Origin of the sequence: Nocardia donostiensis, assembly GCF_002081715.1 — a bacterium.
Lineage (GTDB): Bacteria > Actinomycetota > Actinomycetes > Mycobacteriales > Mycobacteriaceae > Nocardia > Nocardia donostiensis.
Map to the genome: position 1 here is coordinate 1 of NZ_MUKP01000049.1, position 26111 is coordinate 26111.

23 protein-coding genes are annotated in these 26111 nt (G+C 65.3%); 6 read left to right on the top strand and 17 right to left on the bottom strand.

What is annotated here, in order from left to right; all coding sequences use genetic code 11:
* The 9 genes from B0T44_RS22685 to B0T44_RS22725 form a co-directional block, all read right to left on the bottom strand.
* A partial coding sequence (locus B0T44_RS22685; protein ID WP_176219232.1) for an nSTAND1 domain-containing NTPase occupies positions 1-2926 on the bottom strand: 2926 nt, incomplete at its 3' end.
* Between the two features lie 565 nt (positions 2927-3491).
* Positions 3492-4481: an SDR family oxidoreductase gene (locus tag B0T44_RS22690; protein ID WP_077116672.1), complete on the bottom strand. Its 990-nt coding sequence runs from the start codon at positions 4479-4481 to the stop codon at positions 3492-3494.
* A gap of 153 nt (positions 4482-4634) precedes the next feature.
* Entirely contained in the window at positions 4635-5996 is a 1362-nt protein-coding gene (locus B0T44_RS22695; RefSeq protein WP_175648003.1) for a cytochrome P450, read from the bottom strand.
* A 216-nt stretch (positions 5997-6212) separates the two neighbouring features.
* The gene (locus B0T44_RS22700) at positions 6213-7016 is read right to left on the bottom strand and encodes a DJ-1/PfpI family protein (protein WP_077116673.1); all 804 of its coding nucleotides are present in this window, start codon (positions 7014-7016) and stop codon (positions 6213-6215) included.
* A 241-nt stretch (positions 7017-7257) separates the two neighbouring features.
* A complete protein-coding gene (locus B0T44_RS22705; RefSeq protein ID WP_077116674.1) occupies positions 7258-7506 on the bottom strand; it encodes an alpha/beta fold hydrolase in 249 nt (82 codons plus the stop codon).
* Positions 7507-7674: 168 nt separating this feature from the next.
* Positions 7675-8436, bottom strand: a complete 762-nt coding sequence (locus tag B0T44_RS22710) for a tyrosine-protein phosphatase (RefSeq protein WP_077116784.1) — start codon at positions 8434-8436, stop codon at positions 7675-7677.
* Positions 8437-8666: 230 nt separating this feature from the next.
* Positions 8667-9491 (bottom strand): MBL fold metallo-hydrolase, encoded by an 825-nt coding sequence (locus B0T44_RS22715; protein ID WP_077116675.1) that lies wholly within the window; start codon positions 9489-9491, stop codon positions 8667-8669.
* 399 nt (positions 9492-9890) lie between these two features.
* Positions 9891-10388, bottom strand: coding sequence for a nuclear transport factor 2 family protein (locus tag B0T44_RS22720; protein WP_077116676.1), 498 nt, complete (start codon positions 10386-10388; stop codon positions 9891-9893).
* A 59-nt stretch (positions 10389-10447) separates the two neighbouring features.
* Complete coding sequence (locus B0T44_RS22725; protein ID WP_077116677.1) at positions 10448-11311, bottom strand: SDR family NAD(P)-dependent oxidoreductase; 864 nt, start codon at positions 11309-11311, stop codon at positions 10448-10450.
* 344 nt (positions 11312-11655) lie between these two features.
* On the opposite strand from B0T44_RS22725, the gene B0T44_RS22730 reads away from it, so the two are divergent.
* Positions 11656-13083, top strand: coding sequence for an FAD-dependent oxidoreductase (locus tag B0T44_RS22730; RefSeq protein WP_077116678.1), 1428 nt, complete (start codon positions 11656-11658; stop codon positions 13081-13083).
* Positions 13084-13545: 462 nt separating this feature from the next.
* Positions 13546-14040 (top strand): nucleoside deaminase, encoded by a 495-nt coding sequence (locus B0T44_RS22735; RefSeq protein WP_077116679.1) that lies wholly within the window; start codon positions 13546-13548, stop codon positions 14038-14040.
* A gap of 21 nt (positions 14041-14061) precedes the next feature.
* Here B0T44_RS22735 and B0T44_RS22740 read toward each other — a convergent pair whose 3' ends face one another.
* From B0T44_RS22740 to B0T44_RS22750, 3 genes are all read right to left on the bottom strand, one after another.
* Entirely contained in the window at positions 14062-15762 is a 1701-nt protein-coding gene (locus tag B0T44_RS22740) for a 3-ketosteroid-delta-1-dehydrogenase (RefSeq protein WP_077116680.1), read from the bottom strand.
* A gap of 125 nt (positions 15763-15887) precedes the next feature.
* Positions 15888-16787: an alpha/beta hydrolase gene (locus B0T44_RS22745; RefSeq protein ID WP_077116785.1), complete on the bottom strand. Its 900-nt coding sequence runs from the start codon at positions 16785-16787 to the stop codon at positions 15888-15890.
* A gap of 248 nt (positions 16788-17035) precedes the next feature.
* Positions 17036-18388 carry an MFS transporter gene (locus tag B0T44_RS22750; RefSeq protein WP_077116681.1) on the bottom strand — a complete coding sequence of 451 codons (1353 nt, stop codon included), beginning with the start codon at positions 18386-18388 and terminating at the stop codon, positions 17036-17038.
* A gap of 230 nt (positions 18389-18618) precedes the next feature.
* Here B0T44_RS22750 and B0T44_RS22755 point away from each other — a divergent pair, with 230 nt between their 5' ends.
* Both B0T44_RS22755 and B0T44_RS22760 read left to right on the top strand, forming a co-directional pair.
* Entirely contained in the window at positions 18619-19434 is an 816-nt protein-coding gene (locus B0T44_RS22755) for an SDR family NAD(P)-dependent oxidoreductase (RefSeq protein WP_077116682.1), read from the top strand.
* A gap of 56 nt (positions 19435-19490) precedes the next feature.
* Entirely contained in the window at positions 19491-19964 is a 474-nt protein-coding gene (locus B0T44_RS22760; RefSeq protein ID WP_077116786.1) for a nuclear transport factor 2 family protein, read from the top strand.
* A gap of 27 nt (positions 19965-19991) precedes the next feature.
* Here the strand turns inward: B0T44_RS22760 and B0T44_RS22765 are convergent, their stop codons facing one another.
* Both B0T44_RS22765 and B0T44_RS22770 read right to left on the bottom strand, forming a co-directional pair.
* Positions 19992-20867 (bottom strand): TIGR03619 family F420-dependent LLM class oxidoreductase, encoded by an 876-nt coding sequence (locus tag B0T44_RS22765; RefSeq protein ID WP_077116683.1) that lies wholly within the window; start codon positions 20865-20867, stop codon positions 19992-19994.
* Between the two features lie 276 nt (positions 20868-21143).
* Positions 21144-21893, bottom strand: coding sequence for an IclR family transcriptional regulator (locus B0T44_RS22770; protein ID WP_077116684.1), 750 nt, complete (start codon positions 21891-21893; stop codon positions 21144-21146).
* Positions 21894-22243: 350 nt separating this feature from the next.
* Between B0T44_RS22770 and B0T44_RS22775 the strand changes: the two genes are divergently transcribed.
* Positions 22244-23167, top strand: a complete 924-nt coding sequence (locus tag B0T44_RS22775) for an NAD-dependent epimerase/dehydratase family protein (protein WP_077116685.1) — start codon at positions 22244-22246, stop codon at positions 23165-23167.
* Between the two features lie 33 nt (positions 23168-23200).
* Here B0T44_RS22775 and B0T44_RS22780 read toward each other — a convergent pair whose 3' ends face one another.
* The gene (locus B0T44_RS22780) at positions 23201-23392 is read right to left on the bottom strand and encodes a hypothetical protein (protein WP_077116686.1); all 192 of its coding nucleotides are present in this window, start codon (positions 23390-23392) and stop codon (positions 23201-23203) included.
* Between the two features lie 315 nt (positions 23393-23707).
* Here B0T44_RS22780 and B0T44_RS22785 point away from each other — a divergent pair, with 315 nt between their 5' ends.
* Positions 23708-24268 (top strand): hypothetical protein, encoded by a 561-nt coding sequence (locus B0T44_RS22785; protein ID WP_139347797.1) that lies wholly within the window; start codon positions 23708-23710, stop codon positions 24266-24268.
* Between the two features lie 48 nt (positions 24269-24316).
* On the opposite strand, the gene B0T44_RS22790 is transcribed toward B0T44_RS22785, so the two are convergent.
* Positions 24317-25486, bottom strand: coding sequence for an RNA polymerase sigma factor (locus B0T44_RS22790; protein WP_077116688.1), 1170 nt, complete (start codon positions 25484-25486; stop codon positions 24317-24319).
* Positions 25486-25893, bottom strand: coding sequence for a YciI family protein (locus B0T44_RS22795; RefSeq protein WP_077116689.1), 408 nt, complete (start codon positions 25891-25893; stop codon positions 25486-25488). The genes B0T44_RS22790 and B0T44_RS22795 overlap by 1 nt, the downstream gene beginning before the upstream one ends.
* Between the last annotated feature and the right edge of the window lie 218 nt (positions 25894-26111).

Below are 26111 nucleotides of genomic sequence, written 5' to 3' on the forward strand. Positions count from 1 at the left end.
GGCCGATGCCGGGCAGGGCGGGTGGTTCGGCGACAGAGTCAGCATCGGCGTTGGTGTCCCACACCCGCACTCCGCCCTCGTCGCCGCCGGTGACGACCCAGCGTCCGTCCGCGCTGATCGCGACGGCCTCGACCAGCCCGGTACCGAGCAGGGGGCGCGGTGCAGGATCGGCGGAGCTCCTATCCCACACCTGTACTCCGCCCTTGTCGCCGCTGGTGACGACCCAGCGTCCGTCCGCGCTGATCGCGACGGCCTCGACCGGCCCGGTACCGAGCGGGGGGTGCGGTACAGCACTGGCGGAGTCCGTCTCCCACACACGCACTCCCTCGTCGCCGCCGGTGACGACCCAGCGTCCGTCCGCGCTGATCGCGACGGCATCGACCTGCACGGTGCCGGTACCGGGCAGGACGCGCGGTTCAGCACCAGTGGTGGTATCCCACACCCGTACCACACCCTTGGAGTCGCCGATGAACATGCCCGAGGAATCGCTGGTGACGATCCGGTGTCCGTCCGGGCTGATCGCGGCGGCGTTGATCGAATGGGTGCCGGTGCTGTGAAGGACGCGTGGCTCAGCACCAGTGTTGGTATCCCACACCTGCACCGCACCCTCGCCGCCGCCGGTGACGATCCAGCGTCCGTCCGGGCTGATGGACAGGGGGTCTGGGGAATTGAAAGGGATATCGGTGATCTTGGCTACGTTGCGCATCTGGTACTGCACAGCGAGCACTGCGGTCGTGGTGGTCTCGGGTGAGAGCTCGTGCGCGGCAATTATCTCCAGCACACCGCGGCGCTCGTCGAGACCGGTGGTGAGTTGATACTGGGCGTCCTGGACCAGGCGTGCAGCAAGGCTCGCGTCGGCGAGGTCGGTGGCACGGCGTTCGGCGTCTCTTGCGCGAAAGTAGAAGAAGCCTGCGGTGACCGCCACCATTGCGGCGACGGTCGTGAGCACGATCAGGGTTTGCGCGCGTTTGCGTAGTGCTGCGGCGTGAGCTTGTGCGGTGCGGAGTTCGTTGTCGCGACGGGTGTCCTCGTGTTGCCGGGAGGCTGCCAAATAGGGGCGGGCGCTGGCCAGTCGGTCGCGGAACCCCGGTCGTTCGACCAGGGTTTCGGCATCGAGGAGGCGGGCGCCGGTGAGGAGCCAGGCAGGATCGCGGTTGTTGCGGTTCCATTCGGTGGTGGAGCGTTCGAGGTTGTCGGCGGTGCGTAGATTGTCGGCTTCCTCGCGTAGCCATCCGGCGAGGTCGTCCCATTGTCGCAGCAGGCTTTCCAAAGCGACCTCGACGACGGTCTCGTCGTGTCCGTCGTCGGTCCTGCGGTGGTCTTTGACCAGTAGACGGAGGTCGACGAACTGATCCAAAAGCGGTTTGGCGGCGTCGGGGAGATCGTCCCAGCGGCTGATGCGCCGCATCGGATGTTCGCCGTCAGGGGCGAAGGTGGCAAGCCCCGGGATGAACGCTCGACGTAGCAGCTCGAGTTCGCGGTGGCGGGCTTCGGGGTCCTGCGACAGTATCTGGTTGATTTTGGTGGCCACGACTTTGTCGAGACCACCGGTCGCCATGTAGTGGGCGAGAGTGATTTTGCCGCTGTGGCCGTAGTCTTCGTAGAGATTCGCCAAGGTCAGCGATAGCAGGGGTAGCGCATCGGCACCGTCTCGGCAGTCGGTTCGCAACCGGTCGACCAGATCTGGTGCGATATCCAAGTGTCGTGCGGCCCGGGTGGCCGGGCCGACGATAACGTCGCGAAACCGGTCGGGAGACATCGGTCTGAGGTCGTCGAATATCAGGGTGTCGATGCTGGTCAGCTGTGGTGTGGCCTTCAGGTCTTCGTAGCGGTCGGTGCGGATGGTCACGACCACGATCAACGACAACCGCTCGCCGATAGGGGCGCTCAGTAGATCGGAGAGCAGGTCGAGCAGCGTCGTGCTTTCGGGGCTGGTGTCGGCTGCCACCAACTCCTCGGCCTGATCGACCGGCAGCACCAGTGTCGGAGCGGCCACCTCGGCGTCGAGCAGGCGCTGACCGGCAGCGTCCTGGATCTCGGCGAGCCACTCCCGTAACAGTGCGGTGTCCTGTGCGGCAAGTGCGGCTTTGATGTCACCGAGATCGGTGCTGGACAACCCCAGACGGCGGCGAGTGCTGTGCAGGGTGGCCGCGAGACCATGTACCCCGGTGATCGCGTCACGTTCCGGGCGCATGGTATCCAGTACGACGAAGTGCCGGTCGTCGCGCAGTAATCGCGGAATCATCCCGGCCCGCAGGAACGACGACTTACCGACACCGGAGGGGCCGATCACGACGAACAGCGACTTGGTGCCGCCGGTGCGCATCGTCCGCAGCTCGTCGATGGCGTGCAAGACCTGTTCGTCGCGTCCGAAAAATACTGCGGCGTCAACAGGTTCGAACGGATTCCAGCCGCGATAGGGGGCGCGGTCGGGGTCGTTGAGCGGTGGCCAGGGAAAGTGGTCGGCGCCGATACCGGCCGCACGCAACCCGGTCAACAGCTGCTGTAGCCCGGCGGTGCGCAACGTCACTGGTTCGCGATCTGAGTCGATATGGACCTCGGTGACCGGGTCGTCGCCGTATAGATCGCACCGCTGCCATTCGCGGGTGATGTCGTGGACGCCGTCCAACGGCTCGATCCGGGCACAGTAGATTCGTTTGCCGAGGTACTCGGCGGCTCGGTACTCGGCTTCGCATTCGTGTGAGGCCAGCCAATGCCGCGACACCAGACATACCACCGCCTCGCAGCGTTCCACTGCCGCGCGCAAGGCGACCTTCCAACGTTGACCGGAATGGATGCCGATCTCGGGATCGATATCGAGAAAGATGTCTTGCGCCAGGTCGGGCTGCTGCTCGATCAGCCACTGTCGCACCGCGACCGCCCAAGTGTTGTCACGACTGGAATGACTGATGAATATCCGTGACACGATGATCGGCCCCTCGCTCCGATACTCGAACAGAGGCACGGGATCTGTACCCGCTGCTCTGAATGGCATGTGTTGGACAGGTTTCAAACGCCGGCGCCTGAGTCCTGTCCGACGTTACACCGTTCGCGGCACGAAGGTACGGGTCGCGGAAGATCCCGCATCATGCTCTATCTGCTTGTATATCTATGCTTTCCGTCAGATTCGGCGGACCGAGCGACGCGGTAGCCGATCCGGTCGCCACCCGCGTATTTCACGGTGTCGATGCGTATACCGAGCGTCTGTCCAGAAACCGGCTCCGACCCACTTTCGGTGGTGCCTGTGAGGTGACGGCGGCACGATAGCCCGGCGGCTGAAGTGAGCCCGGACAGGTTCTGCAGGTCGCCGGCGGACGTGCTCTCTGACTGTATCGGCCACCGGCCCCACGCAGGCCACGTTGATGACATCCTCGGAGAATGAGTACTCGGCTGTGACTGTCAACCGGTCCTGGATGTACAGCACACCGGCTGCATGCTCCAGGTAACCGGTGCCTTGCGCGGCGTCGCGCGGCAGAGTATTCGGAGCGGATTCACCCGCTCTCGGGTCGAGTCTTCCGTCGTTTCAGCAGCAGGTAGCCGGTGGTAGTTGCGGCAGCACCGGTCATCGCGCCCGCCGCGGCGCGTTTCCATGGGGAGCGCAGGTTCCCCTCGACAACCGCGGCATCGGGTGAGGGCTGGAAAAGGTTGCCGTCGCTGGTGGGAACGCGCTCGGCCCGGTCGAAGTAGGCGCTGAGGAAGCGTTCCATGGTGCGCCTGGTGAGAGTCGGGCTCACCGCGTGCATCAGTCGCGCCATGACGGCGCTCGTGCCGACCATCGTGGTGGGCTTGGGGTGGTCGGCGCGGCGCACAATCGCGGCGGCAACGCGCCATGGGTCGAGCACCGGCGGTGGTGAGGTGATCTTGCGCCCGACGTAGTTCGCTCCGTGGCGTAGGCCCGGGGTGTCCACGAATCCGGGGTAGATATCGCAGATGTGGATGTCGGGATGGCGGGCGAGTTCGGCGCGCAACGATTCCGCGAAGCCGCGCAGCCCGTACTTGCCTGCGCTGTAGGCGGCGGCATAGGGGGCGGCGGCGAATCCGCCGAGGGAAATGATGTTGACGAAGGTGCCGTGCCCTTGGCGTAGGAAGACCGGAAGCACCGCGTGGGCATCGTTCATATGCCCGATCAGGTTGCTGCGGATCACCTGCTCGTGAGACTCCATAGGGGTGTCCTGGAACCGGCCGATCGCGCCCACACCGACATTGCTCACCCACACGTCGATGCCACCGAAACCGGTCACCGCGCGGTCGGCGAGCGCGCGCACAGCCTCGATATCGGTCACGTCTGTCCTCACAGCGATCGCCACGCCCCCTGCCGAACGGCAACGACTCGCCACCTCTTCCAGCGCCTCGAGGTTGCGCGCGCCCAGCACCAGCTCGACGCCGCGGCGAGCGAAGAGTTCGGCGGTGGCTTGGCCGATGCCGCTGGAAGCGCCGGTGATGACGACGCGCAACGGCTTCTCGTGGTCACGATCAGGCATGGCTCTCCCATCAGCAGCAGGGCGTCCGATACGGACTCGGAGTACACAGTGCGACTTGCCCGCGACGAAGAACTTATGCCTGATTCGGGCGTGCCGAGTCGCGCTGTACACCACCGCCGCGCAACACCGCGTCGACCCGCTCGGTCCGTTCGCTTACATAGGGGCTTGTCCAGACCGCACATGGGGGCGCACGATCATCGGAAGCCGGTCGAGTTGCACAGTGGCCGCTGCGACCTCCCGTACGGCCATACCTGCCACCGGCTCCAGCCGGACCCGCGCGGCCACGGTCGCCAGGATCGTCTTCGCCTCCAGCCAGGCGAAAGGCTCGCCGATGCAGTTGCGGTTACCAGTGCCGAACGGCTGGAACGCCCCGCTACGGGTCACCGCCTTGCGGTACTCGGGGGTCCACCGATCCGGGTCGAAGACCGCGGGGTCGGTAAAGTACTTCGGGTCATTGTGCATCGCGTACTGCGAGTAGATGATCGTTGTGCCCGAGGGGATGGCGACCCCGCCGAGTTCGATGTCGGCCGTAGTCTCACGCATGCCGAGCCAGGGCGGACAGTAGCGGCGCAGCGTCTCGGTGACAACTTTCTCCGTGTAGACGAGGTGGTGGATATTGTCCGCGGAAACCGGTCCGTCGCCGAGGACGTCCGCCGCTTCACGCTCGAGCCGGTCTCGGATGTCAGGACGCCGCCCGAGCTCGTGGAATGCGAAAGCCATTGTGTTCGAGACGGTTTCGTAACCCGCCGCATACATTGTCATGACTTCGTCGCGTATCTCCCGGTCACTGAGCCCGGTGCCGTCGGAGAAACGGGCCCCGATGAGCATCGAGACGATATCGCGATGATCCTCCCCCCGGGCCCGGTACTCGGCGATGATGCGATCGACGACGTCGAACAACCGCTGCACAGCGGCATCGAAGGCTCGGTTGCGCAGCGGCAACCGAGCCAACCAGGGCATCATGGCCCGTTTCGGTATTTCGGCGACGATAACCGGGAACGCCCGCAGCGACTCGCTCACCAGCTCGTCGGCGATGTCGCTGGAGAACAGCGCCCGCGCCACGATCCGCATGGCCAACGCACCGAGTTCACGATCCAGTTCGATTTGTTGCCCGCCCTGCCACGCGTCGACCATCCGCGTTGCGCTGTCGGCCATGATGTCGATATAGCCCGCGACTCGCTCACGATGGAACCCTGGAGCCATCAACCGGCGATGACGCATGTGTTTCGGTTCGGCCGACACGACGATTCCATCGCCCAGCACCACCCGCATGGCATCGAAGAACTCGCCCTTCTCCACGCTGTGCGCGATTTTTCCGCGTAGTAACGGATCGAGCAGCTCCGGCGTGGTCACCACATAGGCGTCGTCCTGGCCCAGCTTGATACGAACGATCGGATCAGGAAGCCGATGCAACTCGGCCAGGAATTCCAACGGCCTGCGCTGCAATTGCATGCTGTGACCGAGGAGCGGCCAGCCCCGCATAGGCGGCTTACCGGGAACTATAGAGACACTCATCATGAACTCCTGGAGCGAATCCAAATCGTCCGCGAAGACTAGCGAGGTCTACGCCGATCAGGTCGACAAAGACACTTCCCACCGGTGAAATCGACAGCGGCTCGCCACCACTTCCCACGCCTCGAGATTGCGTGCGTCCAGCACCAGCTCGGCACCGCGGCGGGCGAAGAGCCCGGTGGTGGCTTGACCGATTCGGGCGTGGCGAGTTGTGTCCGGCTATCGCGTGGAGTTACGGATTTTCGCGACGAACGCAGAACCGAGCGCTGCGGCGGAGTAGGGGTCTTGTCCGGTCATCAGTTCGCGGTCCTCGACAACCTTGCTGCCCATGGGCAGTGTGGTTTGTTCGATGCGCGCGCCGCAGGATCGAAGCAGCCGGGTCGGGTCCACCTGCAGGTGGCCGTGAAAACGACGTGCCAACGGAACAGTGGAAAGCATGGTGTCCACGACGGTTTTGAAGCACGTCATCCGGTAATCGCTGTAGATCCAGCGTCCATCGATCTTCGGCGCTGCGGCGAGCGCGGCAGGGGCGTGGCAGATCAGCCCGGTGGGGCGTTCCTGATCGTGAAAATATCGCAGCAGCTCGCCGAAATCGTCGTTGTGGGCATCGCCGGTGAACGCGTCTCGGTACAGCAGATCGACCAGCGGTGCGTGTCCTCCCGGGACGAACACGGCATCGAACCCGGAGAGCATTTCGGTGTCGTGAGCGAGCTCCTCGAGTGCGAGCGGTGTTGCGAGGCCGAGTTCGAGGAGCCGGGTGTAGCTGGCCAACGCCTGGTCACGTTTCGTGCGCGACAAGCCGAAATACATCAGGCTGCATGAGGTGCCGTCGATCGTGGGGAGTTTGCCGCCCGGGGTCGCGAACGACAAGCTGAAACCGGCGGTGAGCATGGCGTCGGTGGGTTCGATCAACTCACCGAGGTAGGTGCCGGTGGGTTCGCTGCTGCCCTCGCGCAGCGGGAGCCGGTCGGCGGCGGATACGACCACCAGCACCCGCGGTGGCCGGTTCGCGCTTTCCGTCATGAGCCCTCCTCCACGATGTATCCGTCACCACTGGGTTCTCGCCTGCGCAGATGCATAACGGCTACCCAGCACGCCCGGGTCTACTCGGCTCATCCGCTAGCCGAACGCCGTTCTCGGCAGCATGGCGACTCTCACCTACCACCGGGGATAGGGCATGCGGTTCGGGGACGGCCGCGCACGACAGGGCGGGCGGTATCGCCGACTGTGATAGCCGAAACGGCTCGGTTGGCAGTGCGTCAGCTCATGTGCGGACTTGGTCGTGGCTGTCGACGAAGGTCAGGAACCGCGGAATCACCTGGTCCGGGTTGGTCCAGAGCAGGTCGTGGCCCACGCCCTGGTAGATCTCCACCTCGGCCGAGGGAATAAGTTTCCGGACGCGTGCAGCTCCGAGCTCGGGGTCGTTGACGACCGTTTCGGCTCCGAAGAGCACCAGCGGTAGCGCGGTCATGGCGATCATCTGCTCGTCGGTGAGCATCCGGTCCCACGGCATTCCCGAGAGGCATGCTTGCCGGACACTACACCGCGCAAACCGCGGTCGAACTCGTCGAACACCTCCTCGATCTCACCCTCGGAACCGCACCGAACGACTGACACGACCAGACCACAGCCGAGCACCCCGGCGCACTCGGGCGGGGTCGAGTTCCTCGGTGGTCATCGCTCACGCTTCCGTCAGCAGGGCACGCAGGTCCGCCAGCGCCGATGGGGAGAAACCCAGGCCTTCGCGCAGGTAGGTGTCCATACCGCCGTAGGTGTGTTCGGCCTGGTCAAGGCCCGCCTGCAGATACGACGGGTGCTGATAGATAACCGGTGCCACAGCCTGGATCGAGGGAATCCTGCCGGCGTCGACGGCCGGTTGAACCTCGGCGACCAGCTCTGGAGAGGCGTACTTGTTCGACAACAGGTAATCGTCCGTGATCGTGGTCTCCTCGACGCCGAGAACCGTCAGCACGATCACGCTCATCCAGCCGGTGCGGTCCTTACCAGCGGTGCAGTGATAGAGCACGCCGCGGTCGGCGGCGGCGATGTGATGCAACGCTGCGGCGAACTGCGCACGGAACGCGGCCTCGGTCACGAACTGCCGATTGATCGAGCGCATCACCTCGGCCAGCGCCTCACCGAACGGCGGCGGACCGTCCGGCCGGGTCAGCAGCGCGCTCAGGTTGCCTGCATTGATCGGCAAACGCACATACCGCGTACCCTCCGGTATCCGATCCCAGCGGCGGCCGGCCTCGGTATCGGAGCGGAAATCGATCACCGTCCCGACACCGAGCTCGGTCAGTTTCTGCAGGTCGGCGTCGGTGGCGGTGTTGAGGGCATCGGAGCGGAACACCCGGTTCGGGCGAATCGTGGCACCGTCTCGTGCCGCGATACCGGTCAGATCCCGGCAGTTCTGGGGACCGACAAGCGCAATTCTGGACACGCGGCCTCCGGGCGCGAAGTAGTCGTGGCTACAGATCTTTCCCTCGGTCCGGGCAATCCTGCGTATCGACATGCCCAACGATCGCAATGCGGGCGCCGCATCGACGCGTCGTTGCGCTACGCCGCTGTCGAGGTGACCGAGAACAGCCAACGCCGAAAGCCGACAGCAGCCTATGAACTACCCGACCAAGTCGCCCGTAGATGACGGATCCGCCGGTCCGGGATGAGGCGTCAGGTCAGATGGTCGAACTCTCCGGTGACCCAACGAATGTGTCGCTCGGCGGAGCGGCGGACGATCTCTTTGGCGTCGTGATCGATGGTGTCGCCACCCAGGGTGTACAGGCGGTCATAGGAGTAGGCATCGAGATGCGAGACGATGCGCCGCACCACCGCCGCGGACATCGGCACGTGCCGCGGGAAGTTCCGCTGAAACGACACCCAGTTGGGCACGAGGGTGCCGGCGATGGTGTCACCGGACAGCAGAGTGCCGTCAGCGGTGAGCGCCACCGAGCTGCCCTTCATATGACCGCCGACTTCGATCAGAGTGACTCCGGGCAGCGGTGTTTCGGTTCCGGTCCAGTACTGGATCACCGGGTCGTGTCGGGCGACCCACTCCTTGTCCTTGCCATTGACCAGCACGGGAACACGGCCGAACTCGTGGCTCCAACTGACCTGTGCCGCGAACATGTGCGGATGGCTCGTAGCTATCGCCGAGACACCGCCGAGCGCTCGGACCATCCCGACGACAACGGGGTCGAGATAGGCGGGTGGATCCCACAGCAGGTTTCCGTGGTCGGTGCGCACCACGAACGACCAGTGGCCGATCGCCAAGCGGGGTTCGCGCCGCAGGCTGTGCACTCCCCGGCCGTGGTCGCGGTGATGTGTGGTGTGCGGCTGCCGGGCGAGTTCCTCATGAGTGGTCCAGCTGCCATGCGGTCCGAGATCACCTCGCTCCTCGTCCGACACCTCATCGCTGGCGAGAACGCAGCCTTCAGCCGGTGGAGTCGCGGAGTCGTCGTGCTCGAGCCCGCACCCGTCACAGATCCAGATAGTCATACGAGCGATGGTGAGACCTCAACTTGAGTTGAGGTCAAGTGGTGCACACGCAGTGTGATCGACGCCGGGTTCGCCGCCGAACACCTCGCACAGGGGCTTTCGGCACGAGGCCAGAGGCGTGGCGGGCATGTGGCGGTGTTGACCACCCTGGTCACGCCGGCGAGCGCATCGGGGTCGGGCCGGGTCCACGCCACTGATCGCCAGCAGCTTGCTGGCCGCGTTCGGCGGGTCGAGTGTGCCGCTGAGCGTAATAGTGGCGGGGACAGCCGTCCCCACCCTCGCGGCTCTGGTCATCAAGGCCGAGACCAACGGTCGTGATCTCCATCGGGAACCAGAACTTGCTGATCGAGCCTAGCAGTGGACTGGTGTCGTGGTTCCCGAACCTCAAGGTGCTTCGTTTCAGGTGGTTGCTGTGAAAGTGCCCTCGGCGATGACGGAGTCGGCTGGAAGCGGGCGGGTGATCGACCAGAGTTCGGTGAAGCGGCTGCGCGACATCTTCCAGACTCCGTCTTCGATCACGTAGTCGTCGTCGTACTCGCCGGTGGAGACGAGTTCGGTGTTGTCGATCAGGTTGACCTGACGAAACCGCAGCGTCCATCGGCCTGTCGCGGTGTGCGCACCGGTCAGGGTGATGTCGGGGTGCATACCGTGATGCATGTCGAGGATGACGTGCTTGCCGTCGACCTTGTGCAGCGCGAAACGGGTGAAGATCTCGACCATGGGGTCGGCATCGTCGAAGGCTCCCATCCGGCCGTAGTCGAGGTGGGCGCCGGACCGGATGAAGCAGTCGCGAAACGCTTTCGGGTCCTTGCCGTCACAGGCTCGCCAGTACCGGTGCTTGAGTTGCTTGATCGCTTCGATGTGTTCGAGGGCGTCGATGCGCTGTGCCTGATCCATCGGGGTGCTCCTTCTCTGCGGGGATGTGATGTGCCGAGCAAGTGTTTGTGCTGCCGAGATCAGTCGATGACCGCATCGGAGAACACCGGAGGGTCGCCGAGGAACGGCCGGTGCGACGGTGGGCGCTGTCCCTGCATATCAGCGACGCCGAGTTCCTGCGCGATCTCGGCCCCGATGAGCACCTGACCGGTACGCGTCATCAACTCCGGGTCGCGCGCAAGGGCGTCGATGACGCGGCCGGTGAACTCCGGCGACTCGGCGGTCGCGGCCAAACCCTCGTAAGCGCCCGGGTTCGCGGCGAATCCGGCGAGCGTGCGTTCGGTCTTGAGCAGACCCATCCAGATCGAGACGACCGCCACGTTCCACGGACGGAAGTCGACGGCCATATCGTGCGCCATCTTGTCCACCGCCGCCTTGCCTGCGCCGTAGGCGGGCCCGTGCATATAGCAGGTGCCGCCGAACGACGAGGTGTTCACGACCAACCCCGCACCGTTGGCCACCAGCAGCGGCGCCGCGTAATAGCTGCTGACGTAGCTCGAGCGCATACCGACGTCCAGCAGATCGAGCAGCGACAGCGGCTTCTCCCAGAACGGCCCCTTCTCGGTCAGGCCATCGGGCACCGTGAGGGCGTTGTTGACCAGGATATCGAGGCGGCCGTGCTCCTCGCGCAGGTCGGCGAAGAATGCCTCGACCTGCGCGTCGTCACTGTGGTCGAGCACCACGGGCACGCCATGGCCACCGCGTCGGGTGATCTCCTCGGCCGTGGCGAATACCGTGCCCGGCAGCGGCGCGTCGCCTTCGGTCTGTGTCCGGCCGGTGACATACACCGTGGCCCCGGACTCCCCCAGCGCCAAGGCGATTCCCTTGCCCGCACCGCGACTGGCACCGGTAACCACCACGATCCGATCCGAATCCAGACCCATCATCGACTCCCTCTACTGCCAGAGAAACCACCACACCAGAACGTGTGGCGCGCCTCCCATTACTGAACCGAACCGGCCGGAAGACCCGCAGAGCTTTTCCCAGTAGCCGGGAAAAACGTAGAGGCGTTCTGGGGCAGGTGGCATGTCGCCGGGTGATCGGCAGGGCAGCCTGAGATCGTCGAGCCGGGCCAGAACGCTGGGCCGGATTGCTCGGTCCGGCACCGGCCGTGCAGGCTGCCCGTTGGTTCCGCTGAACGGGAAGCGTGCTTGGGTCGCGCGGAGCATCTCAGTCACCATGACGTGTCCCACACCGTTTCGGTGAGGTCTTCGAGAAGGGAATCGACTTGGGCGACAAAGGATTCGACGAGGAATTCGATGTGGTGGTCGTCGGGGTCGGTGCGGCCGGTGCTGCGGCGGCGCTGAGCGCCCATGAAGTGGGTGCGCGAGTGCTGGTTGTGGAAAAGGGGGACGAGTCCACCGCAGGTGGGAACACGCGGGTCTCGGGCTCCGGATGGTTCATCAACCGCGACCCGGAACGCGCCAAGGTCTTCCTGCGAGCACTGTGCGGGCAGTACCACGTCGCCGATGACGTCGTCGATACCTGGGCGGTCGAGACGGCGCGGAATTCGGTGTGGCTGCGCGGTCTCGGCGCGGAGGTCGGCGCCAGTGCGCAGTACCACACCGAGCCGGAGTATTCGGAGCTCGACGGCAGCGACTGCTACGCCGGCATGGACACTGTGGGCGGGCAGATGGGTAACTTCTTGCTCTACGACTTCCTGATCGGGGCGTTGGCCGAGCGCGGCGTCGAGGTGCGTTTCTCTACACCGGTGCGCGAGTTGGCCACCGACGCGCAGGAGGTGGTGGGGGTGGAGGTCGACGGTGGCCGGCGTATCCGGGCGCGCGGTGGGGTGGTTTTGGCGACCGGTGGCTTCGCCGCGAATCCGCGGATGGTCCGGGACTATCTGCGGTTGAGCGACCCGCCGATCTGGGGCTCGCCGCACGCGACCGGCGACGGTCACCGGATGGCCCAGCGTGTCGGGGCCGACCTGTGGCATATGGACAACATGATGACGATCACCGGGGTCCGGGTGGGTTCCGGGCCCGGTGTGTACCTGGCACTGTGGGCTGCCCACCACTACCTGTTCGTGAATTCGGAAGGCCTGCGGTTCGTGGACGAGACCGCGGAGAACCGGCACGGTCACATTCGCCGCAACGGCGGTTACGAGCATTTTCCGCTGAAGTCGTTCCATCTGATCTTCGATGAGCGGATGCGTGCCGCCGGACCGCTCAGCCCGACCAAGGAGGTGCTGCCGGTCGGCTGGAAGTTGCTGATGGAGGATTTCCGGTGGAGCACCGACAACACCGCCGAAATCGCGCAGGGGTGGATCCGCCGGGCCGACAGCATCGCCGGGCTCGCCGAGCTCATCGGCGCGGACCCGGCCACACTCGAGCGCACCGTCACCTACTACAACCAGGCATGTGCGGACGGTCGTGACGATCAGTTCGGCCGCGCACCGCACACGCTGGCGCCCGTATCCGAGCCACCGTTCTACGTGCTCGAGGTGGCGCCGCTGCTGGGTTGGAGCAACGGCGGCCCGCGCCGGGACGGCCGGGCCCGGGTGCTCGACGTGTCCGGAGCCGTTATCGAGGGGTTGTATGCGGCAGGTGAGGTGAGTTCGACCTACAGCTGGGCGAAGGACGGCGGATTCCACATTGCGGACGCTTTTGCGTTCGGCCGGGTGGCTGGGCGGGAAGCAGCGCACCGGTCTTGATGGCCTTGTCGCCCTGGTCCAGGGCTACCGGGCTTGCGGCGGGCACGGTCATCCGGTCTATACCGGCGCGCGATGCGGTTCGCCGCCGAGGGCCGCTGTGGCATCGGCTGCCGAGCAGGCTACGGCTGCTGCCCAGTGCTGATACCGGCCACCGGAATGGTTGCGGCAGCAACGACCGGCAGCGTGGTGACGAACTCGGACCAGCCCACCGGCAGGAACACGACCGCAGGTGGTGGCAGGAACCGGGAAGTCGCAGGCTGGACCGAGGACGGGCGCTGCCGGATACGGGAACCGGCGCCGCGACTCGGTCCGATGTTTACCTGCGCGATGACCGGGTAAGTCGCAGCCTATCCCCGCTGTCCCGAAGAGCTACCTCGCCGCCTCGATGAAACGTTGCTGCCGGGCTGCGCTCGACAGCAGTCGTGTTCCTGCTGCCTCACCTTTCCGCATCGGAGGTGCGTCATGGACTTCGCTCAACGGACTATCGACTTGGCCCGCCAAAACGTCGCCGAAGGCGGTCGCCCCTTCGCGGCGGTCATCGTCGCGAACGGCGACATCCTGGCCGAGTCCGCCAACCGGGTCGCCCAGACCCACGACCCGACCGCCCACGCGGAGATCCTCGCCATCCGCCAAGCGTGTACGAAACTGGGCAACGAGCAGCTGATCGGTGCCACCGTTTACCTGCTGGCCGACCCGTGCCCTATGTGTCTGGGCTCGCTGTATTACTCGTCACCGGACGAAGTCGTCTTCTTGGCCTCGCGTGACGATTACCAGTCGTATTACATCGACGATCGCAAGTACTTCGAGGTCGACACGTTCTACAACGAATTCGGCAAAAGCTGGGACAAGCGGCGCCTGCCGATGCGCTATGAACCCCACGACGCCGCCGTCGATGTCTATCGATTCTGGCTCGAACGCCATGGCGGGGAGCGCAAGGCGACGCCTTCGTCCGCGTGAAGGCGTCGCACAGTCAGTTGCCTACTGTGACCGCTCAGCCGCATCTTGCGCTGCGATGTAACCGAATACGAGGCCCTGGCCGATCGTCGCGCCGGCACCCGGGTAGGTGCGGCCGAACGCGTTGGCTGCGGTGTTGCCGATGGCGTAAAGGCCCTCGATGACGCTGCCGTCCTCGCGCAGCGCGCGGGCACGCGTGTCGGCCTGCACACCGCCGCAGGTGCCGAGATCGCTCAGCGTCACCTTCACCGCATAGAACGGCCCGGTCGTCAGCGGGCGCAGGTTAGGATTCGGTTGGACGGTGGGATCGCCGTAGTAGCGATCGTAAGCACTGTTACCGCGCTGGAATTCGCTGTCGTTGCCGGTGGTTGCGTCCGCGTTGAAGGTTCGGAACGTCTCCGCGAACGTCTGCTCCGGTAGACCGATCTTGCGGGCCAGTTCGGCCGGGTCGGCGGCCTGATGGGCGATACCGGCTTCGTACCACGACTGCGGCAGCGGTTGGCGCGGGAACAGTCCTGCCGCGAAGATGTAGCTGTTGCGGTACTTCTGGTCGAACACGATCCACATGGATTCCACCGGTTCCCCGGCGTCTTCGCGTTCGAGGATTCGCTGGCCGAACGACATGTAATCAGTGGATTCGTTGATGAACCGGCGCCCGGTGTGATCCACCATGAAGGATCCGGGCAACGAACGCTCGGCGAGCATAACGGTCGGCGTACCGCCCGGCAGAGCCGCGACCGCAGGGAACCACCATGCCTGATCCATCAGGCCGGTCGTAGCGCCCGCGTCCTGCGCGAGCCGGATCGCGTCGCCGGTATTGCCTTCTGCCCCAAGGCTCTCGTGGGCATTGAGCCGCTCGGACTGGTACTTGTGCCGCATCGTCATATCGTGGTCGAATCCGCCTGCCGCGAGTACCACACCGCGACGGGCGGTGACGGTGACTTCCCGGCCGCCCTGCGCGACGACGGCCCCGGTGACGCGATCGCCGTCCATGATGAGGCGCACCAGCTGGGTCTCGGTCCACACCGGGATCCGGGCACGCAGCACGCCGGCGAACAGGCCCGCCGCCAGTGCTTGACCGCCGGCGAGGTATTCACGGCGCAACGCGAGCCCACCGAGACCCTGGGCAAGTCGCTTGATGATGCGCGGAATGCCCTTGGTGGGCACTTTGGCCATGAGGTTCATCCACTTGTAGTCGGCCCCGGTGGTGGGCATGGGCACCGGAGCCTCCATCAAGCCGGGACGCAGACGGGCCCGCTCTTGACCCAGCACCGATGCGTTGAACGGCCGGCATTCGCAGGTGCGCCCGACTGCTGATCCACCGGGTAGTTCGGGGTGATAGTCCGAATAACCTTCAGCCCAGAAGAACTTCATCGGCGTCGAGCGTTGCAGCATTTCGACCGTGGCGACACAGTTGTCGGCGAAGGCTTTGCCGCGTTCGGCAGGGGCCGAGTCACCGACCACAGCCCGCAGGTAGGTTTCCGCCCGCTCCGGGGAGTCCCCAGCGCCGGCCTTCTGCAAGATCGGGTTGGCGGGCAGCCAGAAGGCACCGCCGGAGCGTGCTGTCGACCCGCCGACGTACTCGGTCTTCTCGACGATCAGGGTCGACAACCCCAGCTCGTTCGCGGTCAAGGCGGCGGCCATGCCGGTGCCGGATCCGACCACGAGTAAATCGACGGTGATGTCGTGCGCATGCGCGGGGGCCGGTGTGGGACGGCTGGTCATCGGTGTACTCCTTCGCCTCGTTCTGCTGAGACGCTAGAAACTGCGGTTGTTCGCCGGAATGCGGGATCCCGGCCAGCGGGAACACGGTGATCCGGGATCGCCGCAGTGTCCGGTCCTGGACGGGTTTATGTCGTGGTCAGCGCGGTGCGCGTCATCTCCCAGATTTCCTTGCGTGCCGTGCCGGTGAAGGTCAGGTTCGGGAAGGTCAGGAAGCCGTGGAACAAGCCGTCGTAGCGGCGGTGTTGCACCCGCACACCCGCTGCCTGCAATTGATGCGCGTACGCGTCACCCGCCGAGCACGGCGGGTCGAGTTCCGCGGTGATCAGCACCGTCGGCGGCAGACCAGCGAGGGTTTTCGCCCGAGTCGGGATCAGCCGGGGGTCGTCGGTTCCGTTCGGTGCGTACTGCTGCCAATACCACCTCATCGCCTTGGTCGTGTTGTAGTAGCCACTGCCGTAGCGGCGGTAGGACTCGGTCTCGAAGTCGTCGTCGATGACCGGGTACAGCAGAACTTGAGCCGCGATCGACGGACCGCCGCGGTCCCGGGCCGCGATCGCGACGGTCGCCGCGAGATTGCCGCCTGCGCTGTCTCCGGCTACCACGATCCGCGTGGGGTCGCCCCCGAAACTCGAGGCATGCTCGGCGGCCCATTCGAGTGCGGCATACATGTCGTTGTGCGCGGCTGGTCCCGAATGCTCGGGCGCGAGGCGGTAGTTCACGGACACCACAACAGCACCGACTCCCTCGGCCATCGAGCGGCAGAATTCGTCGTGGCTGTCCAGGTCGCAGAACACGAATCCGCCGCCGTGCGCGAACACGACAACGGGTAGCGGTGTGTCGTGCCGGTACGGCCGGTACACCCGCAGATCCAGTGTGCCGCCGGGCCCGGAGATGCCGAAGTTGCGCACCTCCCGCATGTCCGGGCGACCGGCGAGTGGGCCACGCCTGCTACGGATCGCTTCGCGTACCTGTGCGGGCGGCATGGTCGATACGTCGGGAAAGCCCGCGTTGAGTGTGGCGAGCATCGATGCCACTTCTGGATGCAACGATGGTCCGGCGTCGTCGTTCGGAACAGCTTTGTCGTCCACTGTCGAGGCCCTCCTGCAATCTGCTTCCGATGAGCACTCGAGCCCGAGTGCTCAGGTGGGCACGCTAATCCGGTGGGGGGCTGCGGAGGTGCCTGTCTCCCGATCAGCGGGCATGGTCGCGGGTAGTGACGCAACTGCAGGATCTCCCGACCAACCGGGGAGCACACCGCGATACAAGACCACCACTACGCTCGATCAGCAAATTCCGGTTCCCGGTGGAGATCACGACCGTTGGTCTCGGCCGTGATGACCAGAGCCGCGAGAGTGAGGACGGCCGTCCCCGCCACTATTACGCTCAGCGGCACACTCGACCCGCCGAACGCGGCCAGCAAGCTGCTGGCGATCAGCGGCGTGAACCCGGCCCCGATGAGGGCCGCGCTCTGGTAGGCCACCGAGACTCCGGTGTATCGCACGCGGGTAGGGAATATTTCCGACAGGAGCGGGGTCAACGGGGCATACATGGCGTTTTGCAGGAGCTGGGCAGCCATGAGGGCGGCGGTCATGAGCCATAGTGAATGCGTATTGATCATGGCGTAGAGCGGAAAAGCGTACAGAACTGCTCCGATGGCGCCGGCCATCATCACTCGACGCCTACCGAAGCGATCGGACAGAGCCGCACACAGCGGAATAGCAACGATCGAGACCAGCACCACGGCCAGCAGAGAACGCATCACATCGGAGACGTCGTAGCCGATTCCGGTGGCGTAGGCGATGATGTGCGAACTGATCAGTGCGGTCAGCGCGAAAGGTGCGATCCCGGCGGCAACGGCGAGCACAACCTGCCGCGGGCGACGAAACACCTGGAGGACAGGCGTTGTGGTCGGCGAGTGCTGTCGATGCGACTCGGCGGCTACGAAAACGGGGCTCTCCACCACCCGCAGGCGCACATACATACCGAGTACGAGCAAAGCCGCGCTCAACAGAAAGGGCACGCGCCATCCCCAGGACGTGAACGTGGGCTCCGGCAGCTGGGTCACGACGGCGACAGCTGCGGTGGACAGCAGAAACCCGAACGGGGTCCCGAGCTGCATGATGCCCGCCCAGCGTCCACGCCGATCCGCAGTCGCGTGCTCGACGACGATGAGCGCTGCACCACCCCACTCCCCGCCCACGGCAATGCCCTGGACGATGCGGAGCACTACCAGCAGGATCGGGGCCAGCACGCCGATCGTGTGATAGGTCGGCAGGAGCCCGATCACCGCGCTCGAGGTGCCCATCATCATCATGGTGATCATCAGCATCGATTTGCGGCCGAGCCGATCACCGAAGTGACCGAAGATCACACCGCCGAGCGGGCGAGCGACGTATCCGGCGGCGAGGGTGCCGAAGGAAGCGATCGTACTCAGTGCCGGATTCGATGCCGGGAAGAACAGCTGCCCGAACACGATCGCGGCCATGGTCCCGTAGAGAATGAAATCGTAGTACTCGATCGTCGTTCCCAGCAGACTCGAGAATGCCGCTCGACGGATCAGCCGATCGGGAGCGGTGGCCTTGTCGATTACGGTCGGATCCGTATCTTGGAGTGGGGAAGTACTCAACGAGGCGCTCCTTCACGGTCAGCGATCGCCTGGGCGGTTCACCTCGCCTGCGGCAGGGAAACCAGTGTGGCAATGCGGCGATTGTCATCGCACAGTGCTGGTGACGGTCGCAATTCCACCGAGACACAATCAATCAGGACGACCGCTGAGCGGAAAATATGCCCCGCTCCGTTCCCACTTACCGGGAACGTGGCTCTCGTCGAGGTAAGCGACCGGGTGTGATAGAGCACATGACTCACCGACCGGCCATCACGCCCGGCGCCCTGTTGATCGGCCGACGCGCCGTCGTCACCGGAGGCGCCGCGGGCATCGGCGCGGCGATCGCCCGCTCGTTCGCCAGCCATGGTGCAGCTGTTCTGGTCGCCGACATCGAGCCCGGGCAGTTCCTGGACTTCGACCGGTCCGCTGGTGGAACGATCGCTGTCCTCGAATGGGATGTGACCACTCGTCCGGTGGCCACCGAACTGGTCGACCATCGTCCCGACATCCTGGTCAACAATGTCGGGCACTATCTGCGTGCACCACGCCCGTTCACCGAAACCCGACCCGACCTCTGGGACGCATTACACGACATCAATATCGGCCATGTTCTGTCGCTCACCCATGCCCTGCTGCCGGGGATAACCGAGCGGCAGCATGGGTCGATCATCAACCTGACCACCGTCGAGGCGCATCGAGCGATCCCGGGGCACACCGTGTATTCGGCGTACAAGGCTGCGTTGATGCAGTTCACCCGGTCGCTGGCCGCCGAGGTTGGCCCGTCGGGAGTGCGGGTCAATGCCATCGCGCCGGATCTCATCGAAACGGTGCAGGTGCCGTACGCCGAGCTCGTGCCCGAGCAGGACCGTGCACTATGGCCGACCTGGTCACCGCTCGGCGGGCCCGGTCTGCCCGAGGATGTTGCCGGGGCGGCGCTGTTCCTGGCCTCCGATCTCGCCCGGTTCGTCACCGGGACCACCATCCATGTCGACGGCGGCACCCACAGCAGCGGCGGATGGGTGCCCCGTGCCTCGGGCGGCTGGACCAACCGCCCTCGGAACCCGTGACCGAGAAACATGATGACACCCATGACCGAGAACATGTCCGTGTTCGAGGCGGCGCCGTGATAGCGCACGCAGACCACACCGAGCTGGCCGACCTCGTCCACCGCTACGCCTGCTATGCCGATCGACGCGAACTGGAACTCCTTGCCCAGCTGTTCACCGTCGATGCCACCTTGGTGATGCCCGATCTGCCGCGGAGCATGCCGCCCACGGTCGAGGCGCGGGGCCGCGACGAGATCATCGAAGTTTGCGGCAAGCTCAGGCGCACGCACGCCACACTGCATGCCGTTGTGGGACTCGTTATCGATGCGGGAGCGACACCGGACGAGGCCACCGGCGATGTGGCGTGCATCGCCCACCATCTCAGCGGCAAGCCCGGCAGCGTCGTCGATACCGTATGGCACCTGCGCTATCGAGATCGCTATCGGCGGGTCGAGGAACGCTGGTTGATTGCCCGCCGTGTCCTGCACCTCGAGTGGATCGAACAACGACCGGTCTCGGCCATGGCGGAACCCACCGACACCCCGGACTGACCGACGACCAGTCAGCCCGCGGCGCTGCTAGCCGACCTTGGCCATTACGGTTTCGGCGTAGGCCGTGAGCTGCGCGATCTTGGCGTCGAGGGGTTCCGGGTCGAGGCCGATGTCGTAGGGGTTTCGGAAGCCCACGATGACGTCGGTGACTCCCTTGTCCTCCAAGCGTTTGATCCCGTCGACCGTGTGCGCCTCCGAAGAAACCACGTGGATCTCGAAGGGGCGGTCCGCCGTGCCTTCCTGTTCGCGGATCCGCTGCAGCCTCGCCAGCAGGTTGTCGAGTTCGCCGACGTCGCCTGCGGCTTGCATCCAGCCGTCGCCGAGCCGGGCGGCCCTGCGCAGGGCCGGTTCACTCTGGCCGCCGACAAGGATCGGTATCGGCTGGGTCGGTACCGGGCTCAGTTTGACGGCGGGCACATCGTAGACGTCGCCATGATATTCGAAGTACTCTCCGGTGCTGAGGCCGCGCACGATGTCGATTGCCTCGTTCATGCGTTTCCCGCGGTTGTGCCACGGTACCCCGGTGACCTCGAAATCCTCCGGCCAGGGGCTCAGTCCGACGCCCAGGCTCAGCCGGTTGCCGGTGAGGTAGGCGACCGATCTTGCCTGTTTGGCGACCAACACCGGCGAGCGGACCGGCAGCTTGAGCACGAATGTCGTCAAGCGCAGTGTTGTCGTCGCCATGCCGAGCGCAGTGGCGAGGATGAATGCCTCGACGAACGCCTTGTTCTCCAGGAATTCTCGGCTGCCGTCCGGCGTGTACGGATACGTAGAGTCCGATTCGCGGGGGTAGCAGATACTGTCGGCAATCGTCATGCCGTGGTATCCCAGCTCTTCAGCTGCCTGGGCCAGCGGCACATAGAACTCCGGATTCGTCATTGCTTCGGCATAGGTGAATCGCATTGCCGCTCCTTATATCTGATCGGTTCCGACTCGACGGCTGTGGCGAAAGTACGAGCGCAATCGCCCTTGTCGACAGCACGTTTCCCGCTCACCGGTAAAACTCGGCGGCCAGATCAGCATCCCGGTCGGATCGACGTGATAGCGGCATGGACGACGACGGCGGCGGCTCGCCTCTTCTCCCACACGTCAACGCCACGACGAGAGGTCTCGACAAGGTTTGCCGGCAGGTTCAGCGTTCGGCGCACGACCCCTTGGGTGTACCGACACGGCTAACGGCTAACGGCATATGCTCGCCGATCGATTCAGGTCAGCGGTTCCTGCGAAAAAGGGCGGTACCGAACATATTTCACGCCAAATCTCGGCTGCCGCGAGCCGCACGGGAGTCCGCCATACGCGATTGTTCGCCGCAATATGTTGCGCGGGCGCGCAGATCGAGACCGCAGCGATGGTTTCCTCGCCGTTGGGCAGCCCGATCGGAGCAGCTATACATCCGAAGCCTTGCAGAGCCTGCTCGATTTCGGTCGCAATACCGGTGTCGCGGACACTCCCGAACTCCGGGGCCGGGCAACCGCCACCACCCTGAAAAGCGAGGAGTGCTCTCCCGATCGCCGAGGAGTGCGCCGGGAGCCGGCCACCGACCCGGGAAGGAACGCGAGGGCCCAGCTGGCCGCCGATCTTCTCGAGGTAGATCACATCCGATCCGTCGAGCACCCCGAGATGCACAATGCACCCGGTCACCCGATGCAGCCAGTACAAGCTGGCCAGCGCCGCCTGACGAATCGGGTTTCGATGCAGCGCCGCCGAGCCCAGTTCGACGATGCGGATACCGAGCTCGTAGTCGTTGCCATAGCGGCGCAGCCACCGCAGCGCCACCATGCGCTCCAGGATCCGATGCACCGACGACCGTGGTAGCCCCGTGCGGGCGACGACCTGACTCAGGTTCAGCCGGTCGGCGCCGTCGAAGACATCGAGGATGACCGAAGCCCTGCGCAAAGTGGATACCTCAGTGGGGTCGTTGTCGGCCATAAAGCCTCCCCTGTTCTGCCTTTGGCATCGCTATTTCGAATCGGAAGTGTGTCACGCCGGGCATGAGTGTGCAACAGGTCACACGCCCGGTTGTCGTGACACCGACTCGGCGGCGAAGGTCACTGATCCGGCGGCCCGTAACCCGGCCGGGTACCGATTCTCGATCGGGTTTCCCGCTGGCTGGGATGCAGGAGGTCGCTCGGGCGGTGGCTCTATAGCCTGGCTACCAGATCAGGAATTCGGGTCCGCGCCGGTTGCTGGGGCGGTGGGTTCGCCGGCAAGGCCGGTCTACCCCGCCTGTGTGTGCTTGTCGTGAACTCCGTGCACTTTCTTACTCGTGAAAGGGTTTCATGAAAATTCTGATCGTCGGTGGTACCGGCATGATCGGTGCCCACGCCGCACTCCATCTGCGTGCCCAAGGCAACGAGGTCACGGTGGCCGCGCGCAACCCGCTCGACAACACTTCGCCTGTTCGTAAGTTCCCGGTGCTCCTCGGCGATTACGCCGAACAGACCTTCACCGCGGCGCAGCTCACGCCGTTCGACGCCATTGTCTTCGCGGCGGGCCAGGACTTTCGCCATATGGGCCGCGATGTCGATGAAACATTGTTCTGGGAGAAGACACAGTCGAGCGGGGTTCCGCGATTCGCGGCGCTGGCCAAACAGGCAGGGGTGAGTCGTTTCGTCCACATCGGCAGCTACTACCACCAGGTGCGTCCGGATCTCGCCGAGGCGCTCCCCTATGTCGCGGCCCGCCAGGCCGCCGATGACGGCGTCCGAGCCCTCGCTGATGACACCTTCAATGCCGTGACGCTGAACCCGCCGAATATCCTCGGTGCCATCAGCGGCCTGTCCGCCAAGCGCTACCGGCGGCTCTTCTCGTGGGCGGCCGGTCACGAACCGAAGATCCCCGACTTCGCGCCCCCCGGCGGAACGAACTACATGTCCGCACGTTCGCTCGCACAAGCGATCGGAGGTGCGTTGCAGAACGCGGAGCCGGGCAGGGCGTATCTGATCGGAGATGAGAATCTCACCTTCCGGGAGTACTTTCAGATGCTCGTCGACGCCGCAGGCGGTGCCCGCACCGTCGAGGAACGCGACGAGGAACACCCACTCCTGCCGGACCGATTCATCGTGCAGGGCCGCGGCAATGTGATCAGCTACCAGCCGGACCCTGCCGAGACCGCCTTGCTCGGTTACGCGCGCAACGATTGTGCGCGCGCCCTCGGTGAGATGTACGAGACGGTGCGGGCCGAGTATTCCGTCGCTTCCTGAGCGGGTAACCGGTGGTGGCTGCGGCAGTACCGTTCAGCGCGCCCGCCGCGGCGCGCTTGCCCGGGAACGCAGGTTCTCTTCGGTGATCCGGACATCGAGCGAGGTCTGGAAAAAGTTGCCGTCACTGATGGGAACGCGCCCGGCCCAATCGATGTAGGCACTGAGAAAACGCTCCATGACGCGCGTGGTGAGAGTCGGGCTTCCCACGCGCATCAGTCGCGCCATGACAGCCGCTCACGTCGACCATCGTGGTGGGTTCGCGAACGTCGGGCCGGTCTTCCTGGCGCGGTCGACATCTGTATCGACCAGCACACCCACGCGGTTACCCACTCTCGCCCAGCCCGGAGGTCAATGCCGGACCGCAGACCACCGGTGTGCTCACGCAGGCGTATGGCCCGAATGCCGGAGCCGACCCGAAACAGCGGGATTGTGAAGCCTGGTGGTGCAATTGTCGTCCTAAGAGTTACGGCGGAAGAAGACGACCGGAACTGGTAATGGTTGACTTTCTCAGAGATATCCACGTCATAGGAGGACGACCCAGTGGCGCCACGCTACGAAGAAGACGTTAAGAACGACCTTATCAAGCGAGTGAAAAAGCTTCTCGCCAAAGGGAAAACGGTCAACGCCGCGTGCAACCAGATCTCTGACGAGGAAGGCGGTCGTCCACCGGCCGCGACCCTGGTCGGGTGGGCCAGGGCTGCCGGATTGACCACCAAGGGCAAAGCCCGCTCCAACGGTGCGACCACAACACCGAACAAACGGCGCGGCAACGGCCGCCGTCACGAGATTACAGAACCGGCACCGGCAGCGACGGCTGCTGACGTCGCCGAATCCCTCAGCGCCAGTGAGCCTGTCACCGACACCAGCACCGAATCCGCAACCGCCTCGGATATCGGCACGGACTCCGCACCAGTGACCGAGCACGACGCAGCATCGGTCACCGAACTGGTCGTCACGACACCGGGCAGCTCCACCACTGATGCCGCCCTCGACTTCGACGACCTCATCAACGAAAACCACCGCCTTCGTCTGGCACTGAACGAGGCGAACCGAGAGATCCGTAGCCTGCGCGATCTCGTGGGCGTGTACGTCAGCCGATAACCATCCCGGGAAGCGCTGCCCCAGACCGCCGGGACATCGCGCGGGCACTCATCCGTCTTCCCCGGAGATGCGGTGACGGAGGGTGGCTGCCCGGAGGGTGAGGTGGTTGCGTTCGGCGAGGTTGTGCGCCTGCGCGGCGGCCTGTACGTAGAGCTGCGCAGCCGTGGCGAGGTCGCCGGCCCGCTCATGGAGGTAGGCGGCCGAAGCGGTGTAACGCGGGAGGTTCGGGTCGAGTTCGGCGAGCGCGGCCAGCCCCGCTTGGGGGCCGTCCGCCTCACCGACGGCGACGGCGCGGTTGAGCCGCACAACCGGACTGTCGGTGAGGCGGACCAGCTCGTCGTACCACTCGACGATCTGCACCCAGTCGGTCTCCTCGGCGGTCGGCGCGTCGGCGTGCAGGGCCGCGATCGCGGCTTGGGCCTGGTACTCCCCGAGCCGGTCGCGGGCCAGCGCAGCCTGCAGCACCGTCACACCCTCGGCGATCAAGTCGCGCCGCCACAGACCGCGGTCCTGCTCGGACAGCGGAACGAGGCTACCGTCGGCGCGGGTGCGGGCCTGGCGTCTGGCGTGGTGGAGCAGGAACAGGGCGAGCAGGCCTGCGACCTCGGGGTCGTCGGTGGTCGCGGCCAGTTGCCGGGTCAGCCGGATCGCCTCGGCGGCGAGGTCGATATCGCCGCTGTAACCCTCGTTGAATACCAGGTACAGCACCCGAAGCACAGTGCGCAGGTCTGCGGGACGATCCAGCCGGACGCCGCTCACCTTGCGTTTGGCCCGGCTGATCCGCTGGGCCATCGTGGCTTCGGGCACGAGGTAGGCGTGTGCGATCTGACGGGTGGTGAGGCCACCGACAGCCCGCAACGTCAGGGCGACGGCCGAGGCAGGAGCCAGGCTCGGGTGCGCGCACAGGAAGTAGAGCTGCAGCGTTTCATCCACCGACGCGGTCGGTCCTGGCGGCGGCTCGTCGCAGAACCGCAGCTCGCGGCGGCGCCGCGCGTCCTCGGATCGGGCGAGGTCGACGAAACGCCGCCACGCCGTGGTGATCAGCCAGCCTTTAGGATCGTCGGGACGCTGGTTCGGCCACGTCTCGACGGCCCGTACCAACGCCTCCTGGACGGCGTCTTCAGCGGTCGCGAAGTCTGCCCCGCGGTGGACGAGGGCCGCCAAGACACCGGGGATCAGGTCCCGCAACCCGGCCTCGTCCACCGCGTCGGCAGCCATCACTCGGTGACAGTCGGCGCAGCGGTCAGAAAGGGCCGAACTTCGAGCCACTCGTGGATCGGCTTGCCGCCCGCGCCAGGGGCCGCGGACAACTCACCGGCCAGTTCGACGGCACGCTCGTAGGAGTCGACGTCGATGATCATCCAACCCGCGATCAGGTCCTTGGTTTCGGCGAACGGGCCGTCGGTCACGGGGGGTTTACCCTCGCCGTCGTAGCGGACCCAGGCGCCCTCCGGTGCCAAGGCCTGGCCGTCGACGAACTCGCCGCTGCCTTCCAGGCGGGCCGCGAAATCGTTCATGTACTGCAGGTGCGCCTCGATCTCGGCGGGCGTCCACTGGTCCATCGGCACGTCGTTGACGGCCGCCGGTGCGCCTCGATAGTGCTTGAGGAGCAGGTACTTGGCCATGTCGTTCTCCCTTCGGGACTTGCGACCCTAGTTGGTCGCTCATCTCTGGGACGGAGTCGGCACGACATTCTCGACATCTACCGTCGAATTTTCTCGCGCTTTTCTGCGAGCCTGCTCATTTCGACGACGGTGCTTCGGCCAGAACACCATCCACCGCTCGTCGGCATCGGCGTCTACCGGGTCTTCACCGAAAGAACGCGGGCCCCGGTGTACGCCGC